The organism is Marinomonas phycocola (genome assembly GCF_047525455.1).
In the GTDB taxonomy this organism is placed as follows: Bacteria; Pseudomonadota; Gammaproteobacteria; order Pseudomonadales; family Marinomonadaceae; genus Marinomonas.
Genome location: NZ_JBLIXL010000008.1, coordinates 142,268 through 155,206, shown reverse-complemented (window position 1 = coordinate 155,206; position 12,939 = coordinate 142,268). Strand labels below are relative to the sequence as shown.

11 protein-coding genes and 2 rRNA genes are annotated in these 12,939 nt (G+C 39.5%); 10 read left to right on the top strand and 3 right to left on the bottom strand.

The genetic code is table 11. The features are described 5' to 3' along the window. The 4 genes from rrf (ACMUMJ_RS08480) to ACMUMJ_RS08465 form a co-directional block, all read left to right on the top strand. Positions 1-99, top strand: a 5S ribosomal RNA gene (gene rrf / locus ACMUMJ_RS08480); the annotation flags it as partial. 976 nt (positions 100-1,075) lie between these two features. Continuing rightward, a 5S ribosomal RNA gene (gene rrf, locus ACMUMJ_RS08475) occupies positions 1,076-1,190 on the top strand. Between the two features lie 105 nt (positions 1,191-1,295). Continuing rightward, positions 1,296-2,288, top strand: coding sequence for an oxidoreductase family protein (locus tag ACMUMJ_RS08470; protein ID WP_414678385.1), 993 nt, complete (start codon positions 1,296-1,298; stop codon positions 2,286-2,288). 67 nt (positions 2,289-2,355) lie between these two features. Further along, on the top strand, positions 2,356-2,496 hold the full coding sequence (locus ACMUMJ_RS08465) for a hypothetical protein (RefSeq protein WP_414678384.1): 141 nt from the start codon (positions 2,356-2,358) through the stop codon (positions 2,494-2,496). Positions 2,497-3,074: 578 nt separating this feature from the next. Here the strand turns inward: ACMUMJ_RS08465 and ACMUMJ_RS08460 are convergent. After that, complete coding sequence (locus ACMUMJ_RS08460) at positions 3,075-4,028, bottom strand: LysR family transcriptional regulator (protein WP_414678383.1); 954 nt, start codon at positions 4,026-4,028, stop codon at positions 3,075-3,077. A gap of 116 nt (positions 4,029-4,144) precedes the next feature. Between ACMUMJ_RS08460 and ACMUMJ_RS08455 the strand changes: the two genes are divergently transcribed. After that, entirely contained in the window at positions 4,145-5,020 is an 876-nt protein-coding gene (locus ACMUMJ_RS08455) for a DMT family transporter (RefSeq protein ID WP_414678382.1), read from the top strand. Between the two features lie 19 nt (positions 5,021-5,039). Here ACMUMJ_RS08455 and ACMUMJ_RS08450 read toward each other — a convergent pair whose 3' ends face one another. After that, on the bottom strand, positions 5,040-5,663 hold the full coding sequence (locus ACMUMJ_RS08450) for a TetR/AcrR family transcriptional regulator (RefSeq protein ID WP_414678381.1): 624 nt from the start codon (positions 5,661-5,663) through the stop codon (positions 5,040-5,042). 107 nt (positions 5,664-5,770) lie between these two features. Here ACMUMJ_RS08450 and ACMUMJ_RS08445 point away from each other — a divergent pair, with 107 nt between their 5' ends. Continuing rightward, entirely contained in the window at positions 5,771-7,792 is a 2,022-nt protein-coding gene (locus ACMUMJ_RS08445) for an oxidoreductase (RefSeq protein ID WP_414678380.1), read from the top strand. A 119-nt stretch (positions 7,793-7,911) separates the two neighbouring features. Here the strand turns inward: ACMUMJ_RS08445 and ACMUMJ_RS08440 are convergent, their stop codons facing one another. After that, complete coding sequence (locus ACMUMJ_RS08440) at positions 7,912-8,451, bottom strand: hypothetical protein (RefSeq protein ID WP_414678379.1); 540 nt, start codon at positions 8,449-8,451, stop codon at positions 7,912-7,914. Between the two features lie 379 nt (positions 8,452-8,830). On the opposite strand from ACMUMJ_RS08440, the gene iscR reads away from it, so the two are divergent. The 4 genes from iscR (at position 8,831) to sufD (ending at position 12,912) form a co-directional block, all read left to right on the top strand. Then, the gene (iscR, locus tag ACMUMJ_RS08435) at positions 8,831-9,325 is read left to right on the top strand and encodes a Fe-S cluster assembly transcriptional regulator IscR (RefSeq protein WP_414678378.1); all 495 of its coding nucleotides are present in this window, start codon (positions 8,831-8,833) and stop codon (positions 9,323-9,325) included. Positions 9,326-9,398: 73 nt separating this feature from the next. Further along, positions 9,399-10,835: a Fe-S cluster assembly protein SufB gene (sufB, locus tag ACMUMJ_RS08430; RefSeq protein WP_414678377.1), complete on the top strand. Its 1,437-nt coding sequence runs from the start codon at positions 9,399-9,401 to the stop codon at positions 10,833-10,835. Between the two features lie 44 nt (positions 10,836-10,879). After that, positions 10,880-11,653: a Fe-S cluster assembly ATPase SufC gene (sufC, locus tag ACMUMJ_RS08425; RefSeq protein WP_414678392.1), complete on the top strand. Its 774-nt coding sequence runs from the start codon at positions 10,880-10,882 to the stop codon at positions 11,651-11,653. Beyond that, positions 11,650-12,912, top strand: coding sequence for a Fe-S cluster assembly protein SufD (gene sufD, locus ACMUMJ_RS08420; RefSeq protein WP_414678376.1), 1,263 nt, complete (start codon positions 11,650-11,652; stop codon positions 12,910-12,912). The genes sufC and sufD overlap by 4 nt, the downstream gene beginning before the upstream one ends. Positions 12,913-12,939 lie beyond the last annotated feature (27 nt).

The following is a 12,939-nucleotide window of genomic DNA, read 5'->3' as shown; positions in this document are numbered from 1 at the left end:
ACGTTGAACCACCTGATCCCATCCCGAACTCAGAAGTGAAAAGCGTCATCGCCGATGGTAGTGTGGCATTCGCCATGTGAGAGTAGGTCGTCGTCAAGTTTCAATTAGAAAGCCCTGATAGGTTACCCTGTCAGGTTTTTTTTTGGTTCAGAGATTGAAGTTCGGTTGAAATTCAAGACGGTACATCAAGGCCTCCCAGAAATATTGATTCAGCCACTGACAAAATGGTCATCGCCGATGGTAGTGTGGCATTCGCCATGTGGCTCTCTATGAAAGGAACGAGGTCGTCGTCAAGTTTCAATTAGAAAGCCCTGATAGGTTACCCTGTCAGGGTTTTTTTGGTTCAGAGATTGAACTTTAATTGAATTTCAAGACAGTGCATCAAGACCTCCTAGAAATAATGTCGCAGCCATTGACAAAATGGTCATCGCCGATGGTAGTGTGGCATTCGCCATGTGGCTCTTTATGAAGGGAACGAGGTCATCGTCAAGTTTCAATTAGAAAGCCCTGATAGGTGACCCTGTCAGGTTTTTTTTGGTTCGGAGATTGAAGTTCGGTTGAAATTCAAGACAGTGCATCAAGGCCTCCTAGAAATAATCATACCGTCCCATAAAGTGTGTCCAAGAGGGATATAAAAGGCGCCCCTCTTTCGTGAAATTCAGTTTTGCATTGTTGGTAACACAACCCACAATCATCGTAGCTGGGAGTTTGAGTTTTGTTTCCTCTATTTCAGAAATGTATATAGAGCGATTTAACCACATGGTTAGATATGATTGATTAAGTTACTATCTGTGCAAAGATATTAATGTTACCAACAATGCAGAACTGGGCCACTTCAACAATTGAAATCTGATCCAGTTGTATAACTATAGAGTCTTTTGAGAGACTCTATGACAACCGAGGTTAGTGCGGCATTCGTACTTGTTGAAGCGGTATGAAATATAAGTTTAATTAGCTGTTTATTTATATAGATTGATTCAATATATGGTGTTATTATTCCGCCACAAGATTACTGTAGATTCAAGTGTATATTCGCGTGTTTTGATATGTTTTCAGAACGAACGCAAGCTGTTTGCTTGACGATCACAGAGACGTTGAACCACCTGATCCCATCCCGAACTCAGAAGTGAAAAGCGTCATCGCCGATGGTAGTGTGGCATTCGCCATGTGAGAGTAGGTCGTCGTTAAGTTTTAATTATAAAGCCCTGATAGGTTACCCTGTCAGGGTTTTTTTGGGTTCAGAAGTTGTGGTTGAATGAACTAAGACCTTCTAGAAATAATTTTGATAGTGAATTATGACACCTGAAATATTTATAAAACGACAGATGAATGCCATATCAGTGAGGAAATTAGAGGTTGTTCAAAGTTTATGGAGTGGATGTGGCGAAATCGTTAGATACTCTGTTTCTGGTGTAAGCAGTATATCATCCGTTATTCTTAAGCAAATTCAAGTCCCTGCAGAAATGTCCCATCCTAGAGGGTGGAGTTCAAATCATGCAGCGGAACGGAAAATACACTCTTATTTAGTTGAACAAAACTGGTATGAGACATGGTCTAGTCAATGCGATGATGAATGTCGTGTTGCACGTTGTTTCGGTGTTTTTTCATATGCAGAAAAAAATCAAGCCTACATTTTACTTGAAGATCTAGATGACTCAGGGTTTCATGTTAGGCGTAATGAGTTAACTGTGTTTGAGGCTGTTCTTTGTCTGCAATGGCTTGCGTCGTTTCACGCTCGTTTTATTACTCGCTCTCCAAATAAAAATTGGCCAAAGGGATTATGGGAACAAGGCACGTATTGGCATTTAAATACTCGTCAAGATGAATGGAATGCAATGCCTGAAGGCTGCTTAAAATCATCCGCTAGATTGCTTTCTGAGGCATTAGAAAACGCGACTTTCCAGACGTTGGTACACGGTGATGCTAAAGTGGCAAATTTTTGTTTCTCTAAGAAAATGGACAAAGTGTCCGCTGTTGACTTTCAATATGTTGGAAAAGGTATTGGTGTACAGGATGTTGCTTATTTTATAGGGAGTTGTTTGAGTGAAAACGAATTAGAGTTACACCTAGATTATTTATTGGATAATTATTTTAGTGAATTATCACGGTGTCTAATTGACCAAGGTGAGTCTCCTAGTTTATCTGAAGAAGTTGCAAAGGAGTGGCATCTTCTTTTTTCGGTTGCTTGGGCTGATTTTCATCGATTTATTGTCGGGTGGTCTCCTAATCATAAGAAAAACACTTCTTTTAGTCAGAAAATAACGTCTATTGGACTGTCTAGATTTTAGTCTTGAATTTAAGAATGTCTAGTTTACTAATAATTACTGAAATGGTAAGGAATGTTTTGAGTTAGAAGTGGATTTTTCATTTGTTAAGTTTTCAAGGAACGAAACTGACTTTGATTTCTCTTCATTGGTTAATGAGAATGCGTTGATTTTTTTTGATGTTAATGGTGATGCTTTACTTATGCGTGCAGATCTTCCTCCAGCGGCATAATCGTTAATTAAGACTTAATAGCCCCATCGTGCATATAAGGCGTGGTAAGGGCAATGTTTCGTAATGTTGCAGTTCTAAAGCGACCTTTATGTTCTTCTTTTTTGTCTGTTCAAATAGGCCTTGGTTGTTAAGAGGGTATAAACCGTCGTCATTTTTATTATAAAGACCTGTGTTATAGAAAAGAGGTGGCTCTTTTAGTGCGGCTATGAAATGGAGTCATGTCGGGCAACTCATACAATTTAGTCGTTCACTTGAAAACAGTTCGACCCCTTTGATTGCTATCTGAAGATAGGGTGTTCTTTCCTTCATAATAGCATTGATTAAAAAGTGATTGATACGAAATATTGAGTTATCTGAAGGGGCAGTTAGAGGAGGAAGCCCGTTAGGTAGCTTCCAAGTGTATTCGCTTGCTAATACCACCTCAGATGGCACCAGTAATATGATGCAGGATATTGAGGTAGTTACTTTGTTCATCCGTTTCAACAAACCACCCTTAATAAAGTGCCCTCCTATATTCATAGTATTTTGTGCAGCTTGATTAAGTATGGCTACCGTATCATTTTTTCTGCACTCTTGTTTTAATTGCTGTCAGGATCAAATTCAAGACTTTTACTTTGGCGTGTTATCCACTGTTTTAGCTGGCTTATTCCATGTTCGTTTCTACGGCTTGTTTTGTAAACAAAATTAAATTGATCTGCTGTTTTTACAAAGTGTGTGGGCAATGCAATTAAGCTGTCTTTAGGCGTTCGATATTTAAACACAAAGTCATTAATTAACGCGATTCCATGATGGTGCTTAGCAGCTTCATATGCCAATAATAGATGGCTAAATTTTTGAAATTTAATTGATTCTGATAGTTTTGTTCCTTGATCTTCAAACCAAAATCGCCAATCCTCCGTGTATTTTTCATAAATGCTACTGTGGGTAATAAGAGGGTACTTTTCCAAAATTCTAGGGTTTTCTAAAATGTGTTCTTTAATTCTGTGGAAATCTTGGGTACCAAGATCTGCTTGTATTTGTGTGAAAAAAGCGGGACTGCACACAGGAAACAAGCGCTCATCATAAAGTAGATCAGCACTGAAACCTCGCTTAACTTTATCTACGGTAATAAAGCAATCAGCTACTCTATCTGAAAGCTCTGGAGTTGAGTGGGTCATTTCTAGGGAGATATCTATCTGAGGGTGTAACCTTTTAAAGTCATTGAGTCGAGGAATTAACCAAGAGACGGCAAAAGAGCTGTAAACAGCAAGGCGAATACTTGTTTTTTCATGGCCTTTAATTTGGTTACTTGCGTGGCTAATGAGCTCTAAAGAAGACGATATACTGCTGAGATAAATTCTCCCTTCGTCCGTCATTCTTAGATTTCTTCCCTGCCTTATAAATAAGCTTTCACCTAAATAGTTTTCTAATAGCTTGATCTGGTGAGATATAGCACTCTGGGTAAGGTGTAGCTCGTCAGCGGCTTTTGAAAAACTGTTTAACCTTGCTACGGCTTCAAAGATAGGTAAGGATTTGAGTGGAGGTAAAAGCATAGTTTCACTATTCAAAAAATTAATACTAACTCAATTTTTATCATTATAACTAATGTTTTTTTCCATCTAAAATACAGCCTACAGTAGATAGAGTTCATTATTCGGTGGAGGTGTGTATGTCAGGTAAAACAGTAAGCAGTGCGATTGTGTTACTGATTTTGGGTAATTTGATGGCAACTCTATGCGATGCATTTATTAAAATGGCAGGAAAAGACATTCCTGTATTTCAATTCACTTTTATGAGGGTGGTTTGCATGATTTTGTGCTTACTGCCTTTTATTCGCCAAGTTAATTGGGCTCAACCGTTTGAGGGGGCCAAGTTACATTTTTTAAGAGGTGGTATCTGGGTAGTGGCGGGGGTGTTATTGGTCTTTGCATTAGGTGATTTACCCCTTGCTACAGCAAATGCTGTGTTTTATACCGCACCATTATTAATTATTTTTTTAGCTTCTTTATTCTATAAAGAGACGTTATCTTGCTCGGTGATGTTTGCTGCCTTGTTTGGGCTGATTGGAATACTCATTATTTTAAGACCAAGTGAACTGAGTTTGGGAATTATTAATGCGTTATTATTTGCTTTGGCTTTAGCGTTTAATAGCTTGTTAATACGTCAGTTGCCGAAAAAGCAGACGTTGGTTCATGGAATGCTGTTAACATACTTTTTTGCCATGCTTATGGTCGGTGGATTGGCTTTTTTCGAAAACGCTCAATGGGATTGGTCGTTGGTTATCTTTGCATTTGCCTCTTCAGTCTGCTCCATCTTTTATAGCTTTACATGTTTGTTGGCTTATCGTTATGTTGCCTCAAGTGAAGTGGCCAGTGCAGAGTATTCTGGCTTAATAAGCGCAATGGTGGTTGGTTGGCTTTGGTTTAATGAGAGCATGGATGTGTTTGTCGTCATTGGTTCTTTGTTTATTATTATGCCACTGGTTTATATTAGCCACAGAGACAATAGAAGGCGTCGTGACTTAATCGGAAAAGCCTCCATATAGCTTATAGATATTGATAAAACTAAGAAGGTTGAGTGTTGTTTGATGTCAAGGTGAGCAATGTTATTGCTTGCTGAGCCATTTCTTTGATATCTTGTCTATCGAGATAAATACCATCCATAAATAAACGACATATTCCATGTAGCGTTGCCCAAGTGGTTTGGCCTACTATTAATGGTGAACCAATTTGGGAAATTACGTTTTCTTTTTGTAATATTTCAATCCATTGAATCCAAAGTTTGAAGCTCTTTTTAGATGTTTCTTTTAATGATTCAGACACACTATCAGATTTCCAAATATCTCTACCATACATTAAATCGTAAGTTTCACTGTTGTCTTCTGCAAATTGAATATAGGCGAATACGTATTGCTCAAATGAAGATTGAAGAGAGAGGTTTCTCTCATTCTGATAGAAAGCCTCGATAATTTCATTTTGTAGTATAAAGCCTTGTTCTGCGATTGAGCATAGAAGTGCGGTTTTGTCTTTAAAGTGATGATATGGGGCGGTTCGAGAAACACCGACTTGGTCTGCAAGTTTTCTCATTGATATACCGTCAACACCGTGCTCTTTAAGTATGTCGGTTGCTGTGAGGATTAAAGATTGACGAAGATCGCCGTGATGATAGGTTTCTTTTGATGTTGTCATGGTGCTAATGTATCAATCCATCTTGACGATGTCAAAATAAAGTGTTATCTTGACGGTGTCAAGACTTGCGTTTCTGTTGAGTCGATGAATAAAAAGAGATTATCATTATGCCTCATGCTTTGTACCCACACCTTTTTGAACCACTGGACCTTGGTTTTACTCAGTTAAAAAATCGTATTTTAATGGGGTCTATGCACCTTGGTTTAGAAGAGATGAAAGGCGGTTTTGACAGAATGGCCGCTTTTTACGCTGAGCGTGCAAAAGGAGGGGTAGGTTTGATTGTCACAGGGGGGATTGGGCCAAATGCTGAAGGTGCAGTTAATCTTTTTGCTGCGTTAATGGTGTCTTCTAGTGATGTAGAAAATCATAAAAAGATCACTCAAGCTGTTCATAATGAAGATGGTAAAATCTGTATGCAAATCTTGCATACGGGTCGTTATGCTTATAATCCTAAAGCGGTAGCACCTTCTCCAATAAAAGCGCCAATTAATCCATTTGTACCGACTGAACTGACGGAAGACTTGATAGAGAAGCAAATTCAAGACTTTGAAAACAGTGCATTATTGGCTCAACAAGCGGGATATGACGGTGTTGAGGTTATGGGGTCGGAAGGCTATTTACTGAATCAATTTATAGTGCAAAGAACCAATCAAAGAGAAGATGATTGGGGTGGTGACTATAAAAAACGCATTCGCTTTCCTGTGGAAGTGATTAGTAGAATACGAGAAAAAGTGGGTAAACACTTTATCATTATTTATCGCCTTTCTATGTTGGATTTGGTTGAAGGTGGTAGCTCTTTTGAGGAGGTTGTTGAACTGGGGAAAGAGATAGAATCGGCTGGAGCAACAATCATTAATACGGGGATTGGGTGGCATGAAGCCCGTATACCTACTATTGCGACCAGTGTTCCTAGGGCAGCTTTTACTTGGGTCACAGCCAAAATGAGGAAAGAGCTGACCGTTCCTTTAATTACCTCGAACCGAATTAATATGCCGAATGTGGCTGAGGAAGTTTTATCACGCGGTGATGCGGACATGGTCTCTATGGCAAGGCCATTCTTGGCAGACCCCGAATTTGTGGTAAAAGCGCAGGAGCAGCGTGCGGACGAAATTAACACCTGTATTGGTTGTAATCAAGCGTGCTTAGACCATGTCTTTGCGAATAAATTGACTTCTTGTTTGGTGAATCCAAGGGCTTGTCATGAAACTAAAATGATCATAGCGCCAGTGGATAAAAAGAAAAAATTAGCCGTGATTGGCGCAGGTCCAGCAGGGCTTTCTTTTGCTACGACAGCCGCAAAGCGTGGTCATGATGTAACATTGTTTGATGCGTCGAATCAGGTTGGAGGGCAGTTTAATATCGCTAAACGCATACCCGGAAAAGAAGAATTTTATGAAACACTGCGCTATTACTTTCGCCAGATTGAGCTGACAGGAGTGAACTTGTTGCTTAATACTAAGGTATCCACAGAAAGTCTGAATCAAAGCGATTTCGATGAAGTTATTATTGCGACAGGTATTATGCCAAAAATTCCAGATATTGACGGCATAGATCATCCAAAGGTATTGAGTTATTTGGATGTGATGAACGGTGTTGAGGTAGGAAAAAATGTTGCTGTTATTGGTGCTGGTGGTATTGGTTTTGACATTAGTGAGGTTCTGTTAGATCAAGGTGAATCAACAAGTCAAAATATAGATGCCTTTATGTCAAAGTGGGGGATAGATAAAACACTTCAAACACGTGGTGGTGTGATGCAAGTAAACCGATCTGAAAAAGTGCCACTTAGAAATGTTTTTTTACTTCAACGAAAAACAACCAAAGTGGGTGCCAAGCTTGGTAAGACGACAGGATGGATTCATCGTATGGATCTTAAAAGAGAAGGCGTTGAAATGTTATCAGGTTGTGATTATCAAAAAATAAACGACGCTGGTTTACACATTTTAGTCGAGGGTGAACCAAGACTACTAGAGGTTGATCAAGTGGTTATCTGTGCAGGGCAGGATTCTAATAACAGCCTAAAAAACAATTTAACTAAGCCTTACCATTTGATTGGCGGTGCGGATGTTGCAAAAGAACTGGATGCCAAAAGAGCCATTAATCAAGGTACTAAGCTCGCTTTAGATATTTAGATGTTGTATTGATTCGTAAAGGTGGTTTTTTAATTCGGTTGCTTACTTGAATTCAACTAGTCAAAAGAACCACCTTCACGAAACTGTTTCTCTGGGCACAGGGGCGTGCAATATCTGATTTATTGCTGTGATACTGGCTCTCCTGTTTTAAGGATGGATAGAAGCTTCTCTCTTCTTTTGCTTTGCTGAATGGCTTGATTGAGTTGTTCGTCGTAATCTTGTTGCCAATCATCAGACTGCCCTACAATTAAAGATAAATCTCTCATGCTGGCTTTTAATACGATTAAGAAAGACTGGATGTTTTTTTCTTGATCCAGCATGATGTTTTTTATTGAGCTGGCGCTGCTGTGTCTGAGATACGTTTTTAATTGCTCTGTGTTGTCTGCTATTTGTATCAGTGTCGAGTCTTGCTGGGTAATTCTATTTTGTAACTCTGTAATGTCTTTTGTTAATTCTGTCATTTGTTCTATTTGTAAATCCGATACATCATCGCTCTGAGTGAGGTACAGAGTTAGGCCCACTGATCCGCCAATAGATGAAAAAAACGTTAATAGCAGAGCAATAATTAGAAAGAGAGTTTTAAAGCGTTTCAACACGCCTTTTTTAGGCTTTATGTTTAATGATTCATCTTGTTCTTCAATGGTTTTTTTGCTTGTCATTTCTTGCTCCTTTATTGTGTCATGTTTTTGCTTGTCATTTCTTACTCCTTTATTGTGTCATGTTTTTGATTGATGATCGTTAACAAGATAGAGGGGATTTTATTTTAGTATAGACGTTGAAATTTAATACAGTAGATTTTCTGTGTTAGGGCTAGGGAAGTTTTTAGAGGTATTTCAATGATGGTTTTTCTTTGGCCTTTATAGCTATTTTACTTATTTTAAGGGGTTTTGTTTTTTCCTATCACCTCGTAGAATACGGATCAAAAATGAAACCTTGCCTTTTAATTGCATACCTTAGTGTTTTAGTAGGGTATATACTTGACTAAAATAGTGGGTTTTGATTGAATAGTCGACCATTAAATTGCTTAGCGGATGAACTATGCGCCTGACAACAAAAGGTCGATATGCAGTAACTGCAATGCTGGATCTTGCATTGCATACGAATAGTGGTCCCGTTTCTTTATCCGATATATCTCAGCGACAAGGTATTTCTCTTTCTTATTTAGAGCAATTGTTTGCTAAGTTGCGTAAGCAAAGCTTAGTAACCAGTGTTCGAGGCCCTGGCGGAGGTTATCAGCTCAGCCGACCGAATAAAGATATTTTTGTTGCGCAAATTGTTGATGCTGTCAATGAATCTATTGATGCAACAGGTTGTAAGGGGCAAAGTGACTGTCAAGCGGGAGCAACATGTTTGACTCATCATTTATGGTGCGACTTAAGCGAGCAAATTCATGACTTTTTAAGCCATATTAGCTTGGAGCAACTGGTTTTAAGACAAGATGTTCGAACGGTTGCAGATCGCCAAGATAACGAGTATCAACGTGGTATTAAAGAAACAGTAAAAGACAAAATTGATGCAGAAATAGTGAGTTAGCACTCTATTAAAGCGGACAGTGAATGTAGGCAGAGCACCTTTTTGACCTATTTTAAAAAGTGAGTTTTATGTTATGACTGAACAAATTGACAAGGCGCTCGAACGGGAATACGAGGCAGGTTTTGTATCTGATATTGAATCAGACACGTTTGAACCTGGATTAAATGAAGACATTATTCATCGTATCTCAAGCATGAAAAATGAACCTGAATGGATGCTAGAGTGGCGCTTAAAAGCGTTTCGTGTGTGGCAAGAAATGGAAGAGCCTAATTGGGCTCACATTAAGTATTCTAAAATCGATTTCCAAGCTATTTCTTATTATTCTGCGCCAAAAAGCATGAAGGATAAGCCTAAATCACTCGATGAAGTGGATCCTGAATTGATTCGTACCTATGAGAAGCTGGGTATCCCCCTCATTGAGCAACAAATGCTTGCTGGTGTTGCTGTCGATGCTGTTTTCGATTCTGTTTCAGTTGTGACAACATTTCGAGAAAAGCTTGAAAAAGCGGGTGTTATTTTTTGCCCGATTTCAGACGCGGTACATCGCTTTCCGGAGTTGGTTAAAAAGTATCTTGGTAGTGTTGTACCAACAAAAGACAATTATTTTGCGGCATTAAATTGTGCTGTGTTTACGGATGGTTCTTTTGTTTATATTCCCAAAGGTACGCGCTGCCCGATGGAATTATCGACGTATTTTCGAATCAATGAACTGAATACGGGACAGTTTGAACGAACATTGATTATTGCGGATGAAGGCAGCCATGTTAGTTATTTAGAAGGCTGCACAGCACCTCAGCGTGATGAAAACCAATTGCATGCGGCGGTTGTTGAGCTTGTTGCAATGGATAATGCTGAAATCAAATATTCAACGGTACAAAATTGGTATCCTGGCGATGAAAATGGCAAAGGTGGTATTTACAACTTTGTAACGAAACGCGGTATTTGCCATGAAAGTGCAAAAATTTCTTGGACTCAAGTTGAAACGGGTTCAGCGGTTACTTGGAAATATCCAAGCTGTATTTTGAAAGGCGACAACAGTGTTGGAGAGTTTTACTCAGTTGCACTTACTCGTGGTGCACAGCAAGCCGATACTGGAACAAAAATGATCCATATTGGTAAAAATACCAAGTCGACGGTTATCTCGAAAGGCATTTCCGCTGGCCGCAGTAACAACAGTTATCGAGGCTTGGTTCGTATGAATCCAGGTGCTCAAGGTGCGCGTAATTTTACTCAATGTGATTCACTGCTAATCGGTGATCAATGTGGCGCACACACCTTCCCATATGTCGAAAGCCGTAACCCTTCCGCAATTGTAGAGCATGAAGCGACCACATCCAAAGTCAGTGACGAACAAATGTTTTTATGTCGTCAACGTGGAATTGAGCCAGAAAAGGCCGTTTCTATGATTGTTAATGGCTTCTGTAAAGAAGTATTCAAAGAACTCCCAATGGAATTTGCCGTCGAAGCTGGCAAATTACTAGAAATCAGCCTTGAAGGCTCAGTAGGTTGAGGAACCCCAATATGTCTAACACCGCATCATCTAAAGAGAAAAGCATGCTTAAAATTACTGATTTACATGCAAGTGTCGAAGAAAAAAACATCTTGAAGGGCCTAAATCTAGATGTTAAGCCTGGCGAAGTTCATGCAATCATGGGCCCAAATGGCGCTGGCAAAAGTACGACGGGTTATGTTCTATCCGGTCGTGATGGTTATACAGTAGAAAAAGGGTCTGCGCTTTTGGATGGTGTTGAAATCCTTGATATGGAAGCAGAAGAAAGAGCGCGTGCGGGCTTGTTCTTGGCGTTCCAGTACCCTGTAGAAATCCCTGGTGTAAGTAATCTTGAGTTTTTAAAAGCATCGGTTGATGCCCAAAGAGAAGCACGTGGTAATGATGCTTATACATCGGCAGAATTTCTTAAAGTTGCGAAAGAAGCATGTAAACAAGTTAACCTACCGTTAGCGTTTTTAAAGCGTGGTGTGAACGAAGGCTTTTCTGGCGGAGAAAAGAAGCGCAACGAATTAATGCAAATGATTCTATTAAAACCAAAACTTTGCATTTTAGATGAAACCGATTCCGGTTTAGATATCGATGCTATGCAGGTCGTAGCGAACGGTGTAAACAGCCAACGTTCTTCTGATCGTAGCTTTATCATTGTGACCCATTATCAGCGCCTTTTAGACTACATCAAACCTGACTTTGTACATGTATTATCTGACGGTAAAGTTGTGAAAAGTGGTGATGCTTCCCTTGCAAAAGAATTGGAAGCTGAAGGTTATTCTTGGATTCATAATGAACCAGCAGATGAGTTGGGAGGTGATTTCCTATGAGTGTATGGTTAGAAAATGCCATAGCTCGTGCTAATTCGACCAGCGATTGGTTATCTCCTATTAGAGAAGCGTCTTTAGCGACTTTGAAAGAAACGCCTTGGCCAACACGCAAAACAGAAGCGTGGAAGTATACTTCTTTAAAGTCTCTTGAGCGTGTAACGCTTTCAGCGGTTGACATTGAATATCAAGATATGCCAGATGAAATTGATGGTTTTGAAAGCCTAAATCTTGTTTTTCGTAACGGTCAATTTGATATCGATGGTTTAAAAGAGGCGCTGCCTAATGGGCTAACCATTACCTATTTACCTTCTGCTGCGGATTCTGTAAAGAAAGCGAGCGTAGAGGAGCTTTCTCAAATTAAACCAGAGCGTCATGTGTTTGGTTTGATCAATGATGTTCTGGCAGAAGATATTATTCGTATTGAAGTTGCGGAAGGCGTCTCTATTTCTCAAGCGATTCGCATTACCTCTTTGGTAGGATTAAATACAGAGTCACATACTCGTGTTTTTGTAAAACTGAATAAAGGCGCTAGCTTAACGGTTTCTGAGCATTATCAAGGTAATCTAGAGAGCGTAAACACAGGTTTTGTTGAATATGACATTTGTGCTGAAGCAAAACTTGAACATTATCGTTTTGCGTTGCAAACGGATAAGTCGATCAGCATTGGTGGTTGTCACTTTAAATTGGGTGAGCGTGCTGATTTAAATAGCACACTTGTTGGTTTTGGTAGCGACCTGAGCCGTGTTGATACTGACATTATTTATGATGGTGAATTTGCTAACGCTAAATTGAATGCTTTTTATCTATTGGATGGAAAAGAGTTGTTTGATTTGCACGCAACGGTAGAGCATGCGGTTCCAAATTGCACAACATTAGAAAATGTACGTGGGATTGTTGCCGATCACGCAAAAGCGGTGTTTAACGGCCGTATACACATTCATCGTGATGCACAAAAAACATTAGCAGAATTAAACAATCGCAACTTATTATTGTCTGATAAAGCTGAAATTAACACTAAGCCCGAGTTAGAAATTTATGCTGATGATGTACGCTGTGCTCATGGCGCAACGGTTGCTGAGATTGATAAACACGCGTTGTATTACCTTGAGTCTCGCGGCATTTCACGCAGTAAAGCGCAGGTCATGTTGAATTTTGGTTTTATTAACGAATTGATCGATCAAATGCCAAACCAAATATTGGCTGAGTGGGTTCGTCCACAAATTCGTAATCGTTTTGCTCAAATGGAAGTCACTCGATAAATTGTGAGTGACACACGTGTTGTTAAT

Excerpts from the sequence above, each read along its gene's own strand:
- ACMUMJ_RS08460 (WP_414678383.1), bottom strand. The coding sequence starts at position 4,028 with ATGCTTTTACCTCCACTCAAATCCTTACCTATCTTTGAAGCCGTAGCA.
- sufB (WP_414678377.1), top strand. The coding sequence starts at position 9,399 with ATGACTGAACAAATTGACAAGGCGCTCGAACGGGAATACGAGGCAGGT.
- sufD (WP_414678376.1), top strand. The coding sequence starts at position 11,650 with ATGAGTGTATGGTTAGAAAATGCCATAGCTCGTGCTAATTCGACCAGC.
- sufC (WP_414678392.1), top strand. The coding sequence starts at position 10,880 with ATGCTTAAAATTACTGATTTACATGCAAGTGTCGAAGAAAAAAACATC.
- ACMUMJ_RS08450 (WP_414678381.1), bottom strand. The coding sequence starts at position 5,663 with ATGACAACATCAAAAGAAACCTATCATCACGGCGATCTTCGTCAATCT.
- iscR (WP_414678378.1), top strand. The coding sequence starts at position 8,831 with ATGCGCCTGACAACAAAAGGTCGATATGCAGTAACTGCAATGCTGGAT.
- ACMUMJ_RS08445 (WP_414678380.1), top strand. The coding sequence starts at position 5,771 with ATGCCTCATGCTTTGTACCCACACCTTTTTGAACCACTGGACCTTGGT.
- ACMUMJ_RS08440 (WP_414678379.1), bottom strand. The coding sequence starts at position 8,451 with ATGACAAGCAAAAAAACCATTGAAGAACAAGATGAATCATTAAACATA.
- ACMUMJ_RS08455 (WP_414678382.1), top strand. The coding sequence starts at position 4,145 with ATGTCAGGTAAAACAGTAAGCAGTGCGATTGTGTTACTGATTTTGGGT.
- ACMUMJ_RS08470 (WP_414678385.1), top strand. The coding sequence starts at position 1,296 with ATGACACCTGAAATATTTATAAAACGACAGATGAATGCCATATCAGTG.